The organism is Arthrobacter sp. TJ-266 (assembly GCF_058269115.1).
On the sequence record NZ_JBZCNC010000001.1, the window covers coordinates 247600 to 262001 of the forward strand.

At 70.2% G+C, this 14402-nt stretch carries 16 protein-coding genes and 1 pseudogene; 4 read left to right on the forward strand and 13 right to left on the reverse strand.

Annotated features, from left to right (window positions below; genetic code table 11):
• Positions 1-5 precede the first annotated feature (5 nt).
• Both AC4D12_RS01295 and AC4D12_RS01300 read right to left on the reverse strand, forming a co-directional pair.
• The gene (locus AC4D12_RS01295) at positions 6-251 is read right to left on the reverse strand and encodes a putative quinol monooxygenase (RefSeq protein WP_490947972.1); all 246 of its coding nucleotides are present in this window, start codon (positions 249-251) and stop codon (positions 6-8) included.
• Between the two features lie 91 nt (positions 252-342).
• Positions 343-656: pseudogene (locus AC4D12_RS01300) on the reverse strand (alcohol dehydrogenase catalytic domain-containing protein); the annotation flags it as partial.
• A gap of 94 nt (positions 657-750) precedes the next feature.
• On the opposite strand from AC4D12_RS01300, the gene AC4D12_RS01305 reads away from it, so the two are divergent.
• The 4 genes from AC4D12_RS01305 (at position 751) to AC4D12_RS01320 (ending at position 3454) form a co-directional block, all read left to right on the forward strand.
• The gene (locus tag AC4D12_RS01305; protein ID WP_490947973.1) at positions 751-1242 is read left to right on the forward strand and encodes a MarR family winged helix-turn-helix transcriptional regulator; all 492 of its coding nucleotides are present in this window, start codon (positions 751-753) and stop codon (positions 1240-1242) included.
• 124 nt (positions 1243-1366) lie between these two features.
• Complete coding sequence (locus AC4D12_RS01310; protein WP_490947974.1) at positions 1367-1765, forward strand: response regulator transcription factor; 399 nt, start codon at positions 1367-1369, stop codon at positions 1763-1765.
• 14 nt (positions 1766-1779) lie between these two features.
• Positions 1780-2526 (forward strand): class I SAM-dependent methyltransferase, encoded by a 747-nt coding sequence (locus AC4D12_RS01315; protein ID WP_490947975.1) that lies wholly within the window; start codon positions 1780-1782, stop codon positions 2524-2526.
• Positions 2527-2590: 64 nt separating this feature from the next.
• Positions 2591-3454: a class I SAM-dependent methyltransferase gene (locus tag AC4D12_RS01320; protein WP_490947976.1), complete on the forward strand. Its 864-nt coding sequence runs from the start codon at positions 2591-2593 to the stop codon at positions 3452-3454.
• Between the two features lie 109 nt (positions 3455-3563).
• Here the strand turns inward: AC4D12_RS01320 and AC4D12_RS01325 are convergent, their stop codons facing one another.
• The 11 genes from AC4D12_RS01325 to AC4D12_RS01375 all read right to left on the reverse strand — a co-directional run bounded on the left by AC4D12_RS01325 (position 3564) and on the right by AC4D12_RS01375 (position 14330).
• Positions 3564-3719 carry a hypothetical protein gene (locus tag AC4D12_RS01325; protein WP_490947977.1) on the reverse strand — a complete coding sequence of 52 codons (156 nt, stop codon included), beginning with the start codon at positions 3717-3719 and terminating at the stop codon, positions 3564-3566.
• 56 nt (positions 3720-3775) lie between these two features.
• On the reverse strand, positions 3776-4672 hold the full coding sequence (locus tag AC4D12_RS01330) for an NAD(P)-dependent oxidoreductase (protein ID WP_490947978.1): 897 nt from the start codon (positions 4670-4672) through the stop codon (positions 3776-3778).
• Positions 4665-6188: a four-carbon acid sugar kinase family protein gene (locus AC4D12_RS01335; protein WP_490947979.1), complete on the reverse strand. Its 1524-nt coding sequence runs from the start codon at positions 6186-6188 to the stop codon at positions 4665-4667. The genes AC4D12_RS01330 and AC4D12_RS01335 overlap by 8 nt, the downstream gene beginning before the upstream one ends.
• On the reverse strand, positions 6188-7567 hold the full coding sequence (locus AC4D12_RS01340) for an MFS transporter (RefSeq protein ID WP_490947980.1): 1380 nt from the start codon (positions 7565-7567) through the stop codon (positions 6188-6190). The genes AC4D12_RS01335 and AC4D12_RS01340 overlap by 1 nt, the downstream gene beginning before the upstream one ends.
• Positions 7568-7727: 160 nt before the next feature.
• A complete protein-coding gene (locus AC4D12_RS01345) occupies positions 7728-8498 on the reverse strand; it encodes an SDR family NAD(P)-dependent oxidoreductase (protein ID WP_490947981.1) in 771 nt (256 codons plus the stop codon).
• Positions 8499-8531: 33 nt separating this feature from the next.
• Positions 8532-9497 (reverse strand): 3-hydroxyacyl-CoA dehydrogenase family protein, encoded by a 966-nt coding sequence (locus tag AC4D12_RS01350; protein ID WP_490947982.1) that lies wholly within the window; start codon positions 9495-9497, stop codon positions 8532-8534.
• Positions 9494-10438, reverse strand: a complete 945-nt coding sequence (locus tag AC4D12_RS01355; protein WP_490947983.1) for a sugar phosphate isomerase/epimerase family protein — start codon at positions 10436-10438, stop codon at positions 9494-9496. Before AC4D12_RS01355 ends, AC4D12_RS01350 begins: the two co-directional genes overlap by 4 nt.
• A gap of 100 nt (positions 10439-10538) precedes the next feature.
• Positions 10539-11285: a GntR family transcriptional regulator gene (locus tag AC4D12_RS01360; RefSeq protein WP_490947984.1), complete on the reverse strand. Its 747-nt coding sequence runs from the start codon at positions 11283-11285 to the stop codon at positions 10539-10541.
• The gene (locus AC4D12_RS01365) at positions 11282-12073 is read right to left on the reverse strand and encodes a triose-phosphate isomerase family protein (protein WP_490947985.1); all 792 of its coding nucleotides are present in this window, start codon (positions 12071-12073) and stop codon (positions 11282-11284) included. Before AC4D12_RS01365 ends, AC4D12_RS01360 begins: the two co-directional genes overlap by 4 nt.
• A 7-nt stretch (positions 12074-12080) precedes the next feature.
• Positions 12081-12536 (reverse strand): ribose-5-phosphate isomerase, encoded by a 456-nt coding sequence (locus tag AC4D12_RS01370; protein ID WP_490947986.1) that lies wholly within the window; start codon positions 12534-12536, stop codon positions 12081-12083.
• Positions 12537-12596: 60 nt separating this feature from the next.
• Positions 12597-14330 (reverse strand): dihydroxyacetone kinase family protein, encoded by a 1734-nt coding sequence (locus AC4D12_RS01375; protein WP_490947987.1) that lies wholly within the window; start codon positions 14328-14330, stop codon positions 12597-12599.
• Between the last annotated feature and the right edge of the window lie 72 nt (positions 14331-14402).

Sequence of the window (14402 nt, forward strand, 5' to 3'; positions counted from 1 at the left end):
TCGGGCTACGCGGCCCGGTCGGAACGAACGATCCGGATGGGCTCGGCCAGCAGCCCGGTGAGTGACTCACCGTGTTCGGTGAGGACGATGCGACCTTCGCTCTCCTCGGTGATCCCGTAGCGGATGCAGCCGGGTTCGCGGACCACCTCGTCGATCGCGTTCCTCAGCACGAGGCTCACCCTGCTGAACTCGGCCTCGAGCGAAGTGAGGACGGCAGTGACGTCCACCGGCGTGGTCGTCAGCGTGACCACGACCTTGCCTGCTCCGCTCTTCGCCAACGCATGCGCGCGCCGGATGGAGGAGACGGGTAGGACGTGATCGACACGGGGCGCGTACTGGCCGCGTCAGCACCGCGAGTTCCGCGGTGGTGTCACTGACGCCGCCGAGCCCGAACACCAGATCGCCGACGGACGCGCCGGACACCCCCCCTCGCCCACTTCATCGATGATCCCGACGGCGTCACGTCCCGGTATGGCCGGGAGTGGGAGCGGTAGGACATGCTGGATGACGCCCTGGCGCAGCAGGTAGTCGATGGGGTTCACGCTCACGGCCTGGACCTTGATGCGCACCGAGTTCGCGACGGCATGCGGTTCGGCCGCCTCCTCGATGACGAGGACGTCCGGATCGCCGTAGTGATGGAAGCGTGCAGCGCGCATGGGGTCTCCTGTCGATGGGTACGACATTTCCTTGCCACGGAAAGTAACCCTACGGCCGGGTCCTTGCCATGGCAAGCGTCGCTAGAATGGCGGGATGGATTCCCCGGAAGCACTGCCCGCGCAGGAGGACCGCGCCTGGTCGCTGCTCATCGGGGTCATGATGTGGCTGCCGGTCGCCCTGGACACCCATCTCGAACGTGTCGCCGGGATGGGTCACGCCGACTACCAGGTACTGCGCCGGCTCTCACTCACCGAAGAACGCGAGGCCCACATGACACACCTCGCAACCACCGCCGGCGTCACCCCGTCCCATCTCTCGCGGATCGTGGCTCGCCTCGAGGCGAGGGGCTTGGTCGTCCGCAGCATCGATCCCCGGGACGCGCGGAAGGTCCTCGCGCGTCTCACCGACGTGGGCGCGCGTGTCGTCGATGAGATCGAACCGGGCTACGTCGCAGAAGTCCGGACACTCGTCTTCAGCCGCCTGACGCCCGCGCAGGCCCACCAGCTCGAGGACATCACCGAAGCACTCCTCACACCTCTTCGCGCAGATTGCGTCGCGATCCTGCCGCCGCGCGCGGAACGGTAAGGCGGCGGGGAAGTATCCGGTCGCTCGCCTGTCGGAGTGGCTCGCCGGAGGGCTCTAACGCGTCGCTCCGGTGGATCGACAGCCCACTGCGCGATAGGGTGACTGCGATCGAGGGGCGAACACCATGGAGTCGGTAGTGCGGAAGGACGGCGCGCATCGCGCTGCCGTCGTGGTCGAGGACGACGCCGACATCCGTCAGCTCCTGGTGATCGTGCTCCGCTCCCACGGCTTCACGGCGCACGAGGCCGTGACGGGTGCCGAGGGCCGCAGCCTCGTGGATCAGGTGCAGCCCACGCTCATCACCCTCGACCTGAACCTCCCGGACATCGACGGGATCGACCTCTGCTCGCAGCTGCGGGCGGTGACCGACGCCCACATCCTCACCATCTCGGCTCGCCCTCCGCATCTCACGCAGGAGCAGTGCCTGCTCGCGGGATCTGATCACTTCATGCCCAAGCCCTTCAGCCCCCGCGAGCTCGGCGCCTACCTCGACGGCGTCTTCCCGCGCGAGGGCGCGGCGTAGCAGTGCCCTCCACCGTGAGCGCCGCCCACGACGAGTACGACGACGACCTCCTGGCAGCGCTGTACGACACGGACAACCTGGACGGACGGGACCACGACTACTACCGCTCGCTCGCGGCGAGTACCGGCGCGACCCGCATCACGGACCTCGGCTGCGGGACGGGCCTCCTGACGGTGACCCTCGCGACCCCGGGGCGGACGGTCGTGGGCATCGACCCCGCTGCGGCGATGCTCGCGTACGCCTGCTCACGGCCCCGGGGCGACGCCGTCGAGTGGCGGCTCGGCACGTCGGCGCTGATCGACACCCGGGGAAGCGATCTGATCCTGATGACCGGGAACGTCGCGATGCACATCATCGGCGACGACTGGCACGCCGCGCTGCAGGACATCGCCCGGGGGCTGGACGGTGAGGGCGTGCTCGCCTTCGAGACCCGGAACCCGGGAGCGCGGGCGTGGGCTGGATGGAACGATCCCGGAACCGAGCGCAGTACCGTCGCGGGCCGGCTCCGGGAATCGACCAGCACCACGCCTCCCGACGACGACGGCGTGGTGATGATGCGGTGCCACAACGAGTTCGTGGACGCGGGTCATGTGGTGGACGTCGAGCAACGCCTGCAGTTCCGTAGCCTCCAGCAGATCACAACGGACCTCGACCGGGCGGGTCTCGCCGTCGTCACCGTCAGTGGCGACTGGGACGGCACGGCGTTCGCGGGCTCGGCGGAGGAACCGCTCATGATCGTCCAGGCGGCGCGGAGAGGCTGACCGAGATACCGCCGAAGGAGTCGGCCGCGTGGACCGGGGACGGCCGGCGTCGTACTGTGAGGGCGTGATTCTTCCGGACACCTCCCAGGACGCCGTCGCTGTCGCGGACCACTACGACGAACTCGATCCCGTCTACCTGCGGGTCTGGGGCGATCATGTTCATCACGGGCTGTGGACGACCGGCCGCGAGACGCCGGCCGAGGCCGTCGTCGCTCTGAGCGACGCGGTGGGGGACAGGCTCGAGCTCTCGCCGGGTGACACGTGCGTCGACATCGGCTGCGGCTACGGATCGACCGCCCGGCGGCTCGCAGAGACGCGCGGGATCCGCGTCACGGGCCTCACGCTTTCCGCCGAGCAGGCCCGTTTCGCGGATGCCCTGCCCGTACCCGGGGTGACCATCGAGGTTCGCGATTGGCTGGCGAACGGGTTACCCGACGGGAGCGCAGACGCGGCGTGGGCGATCGAATCGAGCGAACACATGGTGGACAAGCCCCGGTTCTTCGCCGAGGCCCACCGCGTGGTGACGCCGGGCGGGCGCTTCGTCGTCTGTGCCTGGCTCGCGGAGACGGGCGCCGGCCCATGGAAGGTACGCCATCTGCTCGAGCCGATCTGCCGCGAGGGGAGGCTCCCCTCGATGGGAACGCGCGAGGACTACGAGCGGATGGCGGTGGCTGCCGGGTTCACCGTCACCGGCTACGAGGACGTCAGCGCTCGCGTGGCGCGCACGTGGAGCATCTGCGCGCGTCGCCTCCTGAAGGTCCTGATCGTCGATCGCGAGACCCGGCGCCTCGCCGTCCGGGGGCGAAACCGCGTGTTCCTCCTGAGCATCCCCCGCCTGATCCTCGCGTACCGCACCGGGGCCATGCGGTACGGGATCCTGACGCTCACCAGGGATCCCGAGCCGGCGGTTCCCACACCGGGGCGGTAATCGCCCGGACACGAGGGACGCATCGGCGGCTCTCCGTGTGTCCCCTTCACCGTTGTACGGAGTCGGTCGAGGGCGCGATCGTCCTCGCTGAGTTCCGGAGAAGCGTCGGTCAGGAGTCGCGGCTCACGGAGTCCGCGAGGTGTCGCTCCAGGAGATCCGCGCTGCGTTCGCTCGCGTCGCGGATGCGGTTCAGGGCACCGACGATGCTGATGCTCGCGAACAGGACCACGAGGACGAGGAGCACGAGCAGCCAGGAGGTATCCACGCGGCAACTCTAGCCGCAGGTCCGAAGAGCGCTACGGACCCGCGGACGAACCGGCGTCAGTCCGCCCGGCGCTGCGGCGCGACGACCCGGATGATCGCGGAATCGTCCTCCGCGGCCAGTCCTTGGGCCTGCCCGAGGAGGTACAGCTGCTCGGCGGCCGCGGCGAGGGGCGCAGGGAGACCGTGTGCGCGGGTGGCACGGCCGACGATCCCCATGTCCTTCACGAAGATGTCCAGGCGGCTCAGCACCTCGGCGCCGTCGTCGTCGTACGCCTCGAGCATCCGCGGGCCACGGTTGGAGAGCATGAAGGACCCCGCGGCGCCCGCCTCGAGGGCGGTGAGGGTGGCGGCGCGGTCGAGCCCGAGCGCGTCGGCGAGGGCGAGGGCCTCTGCCGCTGCGGCGATGTGGATGCCGCACAGCAGCTGGTTGACGGTCTTCATCGCCTGGCCGTCGCCTGGGCGGTCGCCCACCACGGTCAGGGTGGAGGCGAGCAGCTCGAGGGCGGGCCGCGCGGCGTCGAGTGCCTCGGGTGCCGCGCCCACCACGATGAGCAGATCGCCCTCGCCCGCCCGCTTCGGTCCGCCCGAGAGCGGCGCGTCCACGAGCGCGACCCCGTACTCGGCGAGCCGCTGCACGGTACTCGCGACGGCGTCGGTGCCCACGGTGCTCGTGAGGATCACGACGGCGCCGCGCCGCAGCGCGGGAGCCACGCCCTCGGGGCCGAACAGCACCTCGTCGAGCTGGTCGGCGTTGCGGACCGCCAGCAGCAGGGCGTCGGTCCCCTCGGTGGCCTCGCGCGCCGACGAGAACGTGCGGATGCCGGCTTCACGGGCGAGTGCGAGGCGCGGTTCCGCGATGTCGAACCCACGCACGGAGACGCCCGTCGCGAGCCGCGTGGCCATGGGCAGCCCCATCGCGCCGAGGCCGAGAACCGTTACCGCGTAGTCAGTCATGTGATCCGTCCGATGCTTCGGTGATGGGCAGGTCCGTCCACGCGGCGCTGAGCTTCCGCACCACGTCCACGAGGGAGTCGTCGTTTCCGACGTTACCGGCGAACACCACGAAGGGTATGCCCTGCGCGGGCCCGCCCACGGGCTCCCACAGGCTGACGATCCCGGGCAGCATGGGCCCGCGCACCATGGCGTGGCGGATCTGCAGCCCGTGCGCGGCGACGTCCGAGGACGTGATGCCACCCTTGGCGATGACGAAGCGGGGCGGGGCGAGCGCGAGGACGCGCCGCACGGCGTCGACGACGGCGGCGGACACCGTGCGTGCGATCCGCAGGCTCTCCTCCGGCGACCGGGACCTCACGAGGGAGCGGCTCGTGTGCAGGACGACGTCCCGCCCGGCGAGGGCTTCGACCACCGCGGACACCACGGCGTCCAGGTGCGCCTCGGCGCGCGCGTCGAGGAGCTGCGCGACGTCCATCTCGACGACGACGGCGTTCGGGTGCCGCGTGGTCAGTGCCTCGAGCTGCCGAGTGGTCACGGCGACGTGCGAGCCGACGACGACGAGCCCGCCGACCGCGGAGCCCTCCGGCCGGTCGTAGCTCTCGGCACCGGTCAGGACCGCCGGCACCTCCTGGCCCGCGCGGGCCCGCATGAACGGCGGGCCCACCCGGTAGAGCAGGGAGGAGCCGCGGCGTTCCGCCTCGTCGAGGCCGAGGGAGAGCGCGCGGAGATCGTTCTCCGCCACGATGTCCGCGACGATCGGCGTTCCCGCGCGGGCGTGCCCGACGGCGTCGGCGATGGCGCGCGACGACGCCTCCGCGGTGCCTCCGGACCGGATGACCCCGAGGTCGAGCACGATCACCGAGTCCGCCGGGATGCGGCCGCCGCTCTTCTCCTCCACATAGTCCGGCAGGTAGGAGGAGCGGTATCCGAAGCTGGCGTCCGAGGCGAACTCCGTCTCCGCTGAGGGTGTGAGGCGGTCCGCGCCGGGGCCACGGACGTAGTGCGTCCCGCCGATGGTCACCCGCCCGGCGTCCGGGAACGCCGGGACCACCACCACGCCGTCGACCTCCTCGCCGGTGACGTCCCGCAGCGTGGCCGCGAGGGTGTCCGTCTCCAGCGGGAAGTGGCCGCGCAGGGTGGAGTCGCTGCGGCTGACGAAGCTGATCCGCAGGGGAGCGGGGCCCGAGGCCGGGACGTCCGCCGCCGCTGCGAGCGCCGCGCGCACCACCTCCTCGTTACGGGTGGCGGCCTCCGCGGGGTCGAGGCTCCGCGTGTTGGTCAGGACGTAGACCGCCGGGGTGCCCTGCTGGTACGCCCAGGCGAAATCGCCGACCTCCCACTGCGTGAGCACCGGGAGGTCGGCGACCGACTGCGTGCCCGTCGGGTCGTCGTCGAGCACCACGAACACCCGGCGTCGGCCGTCCGGTGCGTGCCGGACGGCCGCCGCGACGTCGGCCGCCGCGACGGCGTACTCGGCGGGGAAGGCTTTGAGCAGGGACTGTTCGTTGACGGCCATCAATGTCCCGGAGTTGCCGTGGCCTTTTCCTCGGCCTCGAGCAGTGCGTCCGACTTCGACCGCATGCGCTTGGTGAGGATGAACATCACGGCCGCAACGAAGGCGAAGACACCCACGGACATGGTGCCGAACATTCCCGTTTCAGTGACGAACCGCTGGTCCACGGCGGTACGCATGATCGGGGCCACGAAGCCGCCGAGGTTGCCCAGCGAGTTGATGAGGCCGATGCCCGCCGCGGCGGCCGTACCCGTCAGGAACGCCGTCGGGTAGGACCACGTGATGGGCCCGCACGCCAGGAAGCTGGAGACCGAGACCACCAGGAAGGCGATCGCGAGGACCGGCATGCCCGCCTCCCCGGCGAGGGCGGCACCGATGGTCGCCACGGCCGTGGACACGTAGAACATGGTGCCCCAGACGCGACGGCGCCGGATGGTCGTGGCGTTCTTGCCCACGTAGTAGCAGACGAAGAGGCCCACGAACCACGGGATGGCCGAGATCAGGCCGATCTGCCAGAACTCGGCGTCGGGGCTGATGATGCGCCTGACCTGCTGCGGGAGGTAGAACGTGGTGCCGTAGACCGCCACCTGCAGGCAGAAGTAGATGATGGTGAAGTACCAGACCTTCCAGTTGCCCATGGCGCGGACGATGCCCGACGGACCGTCGCTGGCCCGGACTTCGTCCTCCGCCTCCATGACCCGCAGGAGCGCCCGTTTCTCGTCCTTATCCAGCCACTTGGCCTTCTGTGGACTGTCGATCAGGAAGAAGATGGCGGCTATGCCGGCGACCACCGCCATCATGCCCTCGGTGAAGAACATGACCTGCCAGCCGCGCCACGGGGTGTAGGTGTCACCGAAGGAGATGAGCGCACCGGAGATCGGGTTGCCGAGCATCTGCGAGAACGGCTGCGCGAGGTAGAACAGCGCGAACATCTGCACGCGGACCTTGTTGGGGAACCACTCGGAGAGGAACATGATCACGCCCGGGAAGAGCCCGGCCTCGGTGACGCCGAGGAGGAACCGCAGCACGATGAACATGGTGTCGCCGCTGGTGAAGGCGAAAGCCGAGGCCACGATGCCCCACGTGATGGCGATACGCGCGAGCCACCACCGGGCGCCGAACTTCTTGAGGAGCAGATTGGAGGGGATCTCGAAGATCGCGTACCCGATGAAGAAGATGCCGGCGCCGAGGGCGAACGCACCGGCGCTGATACCGCGGTCCATCTCGAGTGCATCCTCGGCGTAGCCCACGTTGGTGCGGTCCAGGAAGGCGACGAAGTACAGGATGATCAGCATCGGCATCAGGTGCCGGGCTGCTTTCTTGACGGCGGAGGCGAGCGCTGGGCTGTCCAGGTCGTCTTTGACCGCGTCCGTTGCGGACATGGGGCTCTCCTTGTTCGGAAGTGGTGACGCGTGGGGTGGAGCGGAGGACTGCGCTGACTCCTAGCCGACCAGGGACGGCACGATGAGCCAGAGACCTATGCCGACGAGGACGACCCCGACGGCGAGGAACAGAAGGCGGGACTTCGACCAGTCGCGCATGTCAGTGCATGTAGAGGCCGCCGTCGACGTTCAGGGTCTGCCCCGTCACGAAGCCGGCGTCCTCGCTGATGAGATAGGCGATGGCCGCAGCGATGTCGCGCGGCGTCCCGATGCGGGGGAGGACGCCGTCGGCCGCCATGGCGGTCTTCCGCTCCTCCGTGAGCGTGCCGCCCATGATGTCGGTGTCGATGGGCCCGGGCGAGATGGCGTTGACCGTGATGCCCTGCCCGCCCAGCTCCCGCGCCACGGACCGCGTGAAGCCGATCACGCCCGCCTTCGCGGCCGAGTACACGGTCTTCGAGAAGGTACCGCCGCCGCGCTGCGCGGAGACCGAGGACAGGTTGACCACGCGGCCCACGCCGTTCCCGACCATCGACTCGACGGCCCGCCGCGTGGCGAAGTGGACGCCGTTCATGTTGATGCCCATGACGCGGTTCCACTCCTCGGGAGTGACCTCGAGGTACGGCACGGGGCTGGAGACGCCGGCGAGGTTCACGAGGGCCACCATCTGCGGCAGCTTCGCCTCGAGCTCGTCGAAGGCCGCACGGACCGCGGGCTCGTCGGCCACGTTGGCGCCGGCACCCGCCGCCGTCACGCCGTGTTTCGCCGCGATCTCCTCGGCGACGGACTGAGCCGCTTCGGCGTCGAGGTCGATGATGCCGATGTTCCAGCCGAGGCCGGCGAGGTAGTGCGCGGACGCCCGGCCGATACCTCGGGGCGAGGCCGCGCCCGTGAGGACGACGGACCGTGAGTCGGGGAAAGCAGATGCCATGGGTGTCTCCTGGGGTGGGTGGAGGGGCTGGTGTCAGTGGATGGGCGCGGGGCCCAGCTCGTCCATGAGCTTCTTGATGGCCACGTAGGCCCTGTTGCGGTAGGCGATGAGCTCGGCGGTACGATCGGCCGGCACATCGAGGTACCCGGAGCCGGTCTTCGTCCCGAAGTGTCCGGCGTCCACGAGGTTCTTCAGCGACTCGGGGGTCGCGAAACGTTCGGGCCAGCGGGTCTGCAGCGAGGCGTAGCAGAACGAGTAGACGTCGAGCCCGGCCATGTCGGCGATCGCGAAGGGCCCGAACACCGGCAGGCGGAACCCGAACGTCGTGCGGACGATCGTGTCGATGTCGTCCGCCGTCGCGATGCCCTCCTCGACGATCTGCGTGGCCTCGTGGAACAGCGCGTACTGCAGGCGGTTGAGCACGAAGCCGGTGGCGTCCTTGACCCGCGCGGTCTCCTTGCCGGTGGACGCGACGATCTCCTCGACCATGGGCAGCACGGAGTCGGCGGTGCCGGGGTGCGGGATGAGTTCGACGCCGGGGATGAACGGCGCCGGGTTGGAGAAGTGGACGCCGAGGAAACGCTCGGGCCGCTCGACCGCCTCGGCCAGGCTGGCGATGAGGATGGTCGAGGTGTTGGAGCCGATCACGGCGTCGGGCAGGGCGGCGGCGGAGATGCGCCGCAGCGTCTCGTGCTTGATCTCGAGGCGTTCCGGCACGGCCTCCTCGATGAACTCGGCGTCCGAGACGGCGGCCTCGATGGACTCCGCCGCCGAGACGTTCGCCTCGATGCGGGCCCGGGCATCCGCGGGGAACAGGCCGTCCGCGGTGAACTGGTCGGCCTCGGTGAGCAGCCGCTCGAGGTTCGACGCCGCGATCTCCGCGCTGACGTCGGCGATCCGGACGGTGTGGCCCGCGAGTGCCAGGACCTGCGCGATCCCTCCGCCCATGTAACCGGAGCCGACGACGGCGATCCTCCGGCCGGTTGGTTCCTGCGTCATGTGGTCTTCCCTCCGGGGAGCAGCGAGCGGATGTACTTCTGGTTGGTGGCGCAGTTGCCGAGGCTGTCCCCGCCGTAGTGCTCGCAGAGGAAGATGCCGTCGAAGCCGAGGTCCACGGCGTCGCGGATCACCTGGCGGTAGTTGATGAGGCCGGCCTCCATGGAGGTGGGGACGCTGGTGGCCCAGGATCCGTCCGCCGCCTCGTCCCGCGAGTAGTTCTTGACGTGCCAGTAGTTGGCGTAGGGGAGGAGCTTGGCGTGCAGCTCCCGCCAGTCCTCGATGGGGCGGTGCAGGCGGATGAGGTTGGCGATGTCGGGGTTGATGCCCACGTTGTCGAGGCCGATCTCCTCGACCAGGCGCACCGCGCTGTCACCGGTGCCGAGGTAGGTGTCCTCGTAGAGTTCCAGAGACATCTTCAGCCCGACGTCGGCCGCGTGCCTGCCGAGTTCGCGGAGCCGTGCGACGGCGGTCGCGAAGAGCTCGGGATCGTCAGGGTCCTTCGGGCCTTCGGCGGTCCAGAACCACAGGGCCTTCCGCTGCGCATCGCTGAAGGGCTGGTGCAGGCCGGTGGAGAAGACCTCCATGCCCCACGCGGCGGCGGCGTCGATGGTGCGGTGCGCGTAGGCGAGGTTCTTCTCCTCGTGACCGGGCATGATCACGCTCTGGCGCTGCAGGTGGACTGACGGGATCCGGACGCCGTGCGAGGCGGTGATCGAGAGGAACTCGTCGCGGCGGGAGGGCTCGAGGTCCGCGGGCCGCACGTGGCTGTCGGCGAGTTCGGCGAGTGAGAACCCCACGCGCTCCACCTCGGCGAACATCTCGTCCCAGACCTCCGCGCCGGCGTCGTGCAGTGCCACCCCCTCGCGTGTGACGGTGGGGATCCCGTGGAGGCACGTGGCGATGGGCCACTCCTGCGCGGTGAATGCGGGCTGCGGGGACATGTCAGTGCTCCATTGCATGAGAGTTCGCCGGATGAAAGATCCTATAGGAAATATAAACGGCGCAGCAGCCCTCCGCAAGGCCCGATCAGGGATGGGCCTGTCAGACGGAGTCGTTCAGCGATCTGCTGCGGACGCCCTCGATGTGCGCCCTGAGCGCGTTCACCGGGGCCGCGTCGTCGCCGCCGACGAACGCCTCGAGGATCGCGGCGTGCTCGGTGGCGGCCTCCGCGACGTCGTTGGTACCGCGGATCACGGCCTGCCGCATGCGGTGCGTGAGGGCGCCCAGGTTCCCGTACATCTCCCGGAGGTACCGGTTGCCCGCGGCATCGAGGATCACGGTGTGGAACGCGGCGTCGGCGTCGAAGTAGTCGTGGATGGTGCGCACGGGAACGGAGCCGCTCATCATGGCGGCGGTGACGCGCTCGCCCATCTCGTGGTGGTGCTCGTGCGCTTGCCGCAGTGCGGGGAGGAAGGAGGCCGCGCGCGGGGTCGCGAGCCGGGCAGCCTCCACCTCGAGCATGGTGCGCGCCTCGAAGAGCTCGTCGAGCTGCTCCCGGCCGAGCGGGGGCGCCACGCGGTAGCCCTTCAGCGCCTGGCGGGTCACGAGGCCCGTCCGCTCGAGCTGCACCATGGCCTCACGCACGGGGGTGGGAGAGACCTTCAACTGCTTGGCGAGGGTGTCGATGGACAGCCGTGCGCCGGGCTCCATGGAACTGGAGAGCAGGATGTCGAGGATGCGGTCGTGGACGCGGTCCCGCAGGCCGCGCCGGTCGATCCCGGGGAACTCCTCCGCGCCGTCGTCGCCCCTCGGGTCGACGGGCGGGTCGGCCATCATGTTCGCCGTCATCGTGTGTCCCCTACCTCCCACGCCTCGTCCAGGATCGCCTCGAACGCCGCGGGATCGTGCGCGAACCGGCCGAGGAACATGCCGTCCACGCAGTCCGCGATACGCGTGAGCAGGCCCGGGCCGGCACTTCCACCGTAGATCACCCGGGCGTCGTCGAGGAGCGGATCCGCCGCCACGTGGTCACGCAGGGCGCTCGTCACCGCCCGGATGTGGTCATCGGGTGCGGGATCCGGCGCGCCGATGGCCCACACCGGTTCGTAGGCGACGATCAGGCCGCCCGGCGAGCCGGCGTGCCGCGCGTCCTCCAGGCAGGCCTCGAGCTGGCGCAGGCACTGCTCGACGGCGGTGGCCTCGTCCCCTGCGTCCACGCGGTCCCGTTCCCCGATGCACAGCACCGGGGTCAGGCCGTGCTGGAAGGCGGCCCGGACCTTGCGTGACGCCGTGCTGTCCGTCTCGCCGAACATCGCCCGGCGCTCAGCGTGGCCGATCTCCACGAGGGAGATCCCGAGCTCGGCCAGCTCGGACGCCGACACCTCGCCGGTGAAGGCGCCTGCCTCCTCCCAGTGGACGTCCTGCGCTCCCACGAGCATCCCCGCCGGAGCGGCGAGGTCGCGGACGGCCGGGATGGACGGGAAGGTCGGGATGACGAACGGCTGCACCAGGTCACCGAGCACGGCCGGGTGCACCGCCGCGATCTCCGCCACCTGCCGCGTCCACTCGACCTGGCGCCGGTGGCCGAAGTACATCTTCAGGCTCGAGCCGATGGTGAAGCGCGGGGTCGCAGGCATGGAGGGGTTACACGCCCTCGTAGGAGCAGATGTCGTCCACCTTGGCCTTCGATGCGCTCGAGGTGTCGAACGTGTAGGTGAGCCACTCGCGCGCCATGCGCCGTGCCACCTCGATGCCGACGACGCGCTGGCCCATGCACAGCACCTGGCAGTCGTTCGAGAGCACGGAGCGTTCCACGGAGAAGGAGTCGTGCGCGGTGGCGGCCCGGATGCCCTGGACCTTGTTCGCGGCGATCGCCACGCCGATCCCGGTGCCGCAGATCAGCAGTGCGCGGTCGGCCTCGCCCCGGGCCACGCGCTCCGCGGCCTCGATGGCGATCTTCGGGTAGGAGGTGTGCCCGTCGGCGCCCACCCCGATGTCCACCACGGATTCCACGAGCTCGTTCTGCTCGAGGTCCCCGCGGAGGATCTCCTTGTACTGGAAGCCGGCGTCGTCGCAGCCGATGATGATCCTGAGTGCCATGGTCTCTCCTGGTTCTTTCGTGGTCGTGGGGGCGTCGGTCCGGGTGTCAGGGTGCGGACGTCAGGATGCAGAGGTCCGGGCAGGCGTGTCGAGCATGGACGTCGCCGTGCAGATCAGCGCGAAGGAGACGGCACCGGGGTCCGCGGTGCCCACGGACTTGTCGCCGTGGGCCCTCGCCCGCCCGAGCGTCGCCTTCAGCTCCGACGTCCGCTCGGCGGCCTGCGTGGCCACTCCTGCGGCATCCGTCCAGGCCGAGCGCAGGTCCGCGCCGTCGGCGACGCGGGCCGCGAACGCCTCGGCGAACGGGACGATCGCGTCGATCATCGTCTTGTCGCCCACCGACGCCTTCCCGAAGGCCATGACGGCGTCGCGCCCCGCCTCGACCGCGCGGACGACGTCGGCGGGTACGGGTGCGGCGTCGTCACCGAGTGCCTGGCCGGCCGTCTTGAGCATCGTGGCCCAGATGGCGCCCGAGGTGCCTCCGGCGCGGTCGCTCCAGGCGTTCGCGGCGCGGCGGAGGGTCGTGTCCGCTCCCGCTCCGGATGCCACGGCCTCCCGCGCGGCGTCGCGTCCGGCGTGGGAGCCGCGCTGCATGCCGATACCGTGATCGCCGTCGCCCGCCACCTGGTCGAGCCGGCCGAGGTGGTCCGCGTGCTCGTCGATCACGGCGGCCACGGCCTCGAGCGCCGCGGCGATCAGCGAGGCGGCAGCCTGCGATTCCGGTGACGCGCTGCCCACGGTGTCCTCGGCGTCGTCCTGCACCACGGCGTCGAAGCGTTCCTGCGTCTCCACCTGCCCACGGCGGAAGCCGGGGGTGTCCGCGGGGGCGGTCCAGAGCCGCTCCAGCTCGTCGTCGAGCCACAGGAGCGTCAGCGAGCAACCGGCCATGTCGAAGCTGGTGCACAGCTCGCCGACCTCGGGGTCCACGACGGTGAGGCCGCGCTCGGTGAGCAGGCGGTGCACCGTGCCGTAGACGACGAACAGCTCCTCGTACTTCACGCTGCCGAGGCCGTTCAGGAGCGGCACCACGCGGGCTCCGGCGAGGTCCACGCCCTCGGGCACCTCGTCGAGGAGGCGCTCGACGAACAGTTCCGCCAGACCGGCGGCGGTGGGGACGTCCACCTCGTCGATCCCGGGCTCACCGTGGATGCCGAGGCCGACTGCCATGCGTCCGGCCGGGACCTCGAAGAGCGGTGCGTCGGCGCCGGGGAGGGTGCAGCCGCCGAAGGCGACGCCGAGCGAGCGTGTGCGGTGGTTCGCGAGGCGCGCCACGCGCTCCACGCCGTCGAGGTCGTAGCCCTCCTCGCACGCGGCGCCGGCCACCTTGAACACCGTGAGGTCCCCGGCGATGCCGCGCCGTTTGGTCTCCTCGCCCTTGGGCGCGCTGAAGATGTCGTCCGTGACGACCACGGTCCGGACGTCGATCCCGGCCTCGCGCAGTTCCGCCTGTGCCTCGTCGAAGTGCAGCACGTCGCCGGCGTAGTTGCCGTAGCTGAGGAGGACACCGCGGCCCTGATCGGCCGTGCGGGTGACGGTGCGGACCTGGTGGGCGGAGGGTGAGGCGAAGAGGTTGCCCATGACGGCGCCGTGGGCGAGGCCCGGCCCCACGAGACCGCCGAAGGCCGGGTAGTGGCCGCTGCCGCCACCGATGACGAGGGAGACGGTGGGAGTTCCCGACCGCGTGGAGCGGACCACACCGCCGGGAACCTGCTGGACCCATCGGGAGGATGCTGCGACGAAGCCCGTGAGCATCTCGTCGACGAAGTCCTCCGGTGTGTTGAACAGTCGCGTCATTGCGATTCCTCTCGGTCGGGTTTCCTAGATTCTATAGGATAAGGAGACGTGGGCGCCTGCCCCGCACGGCCC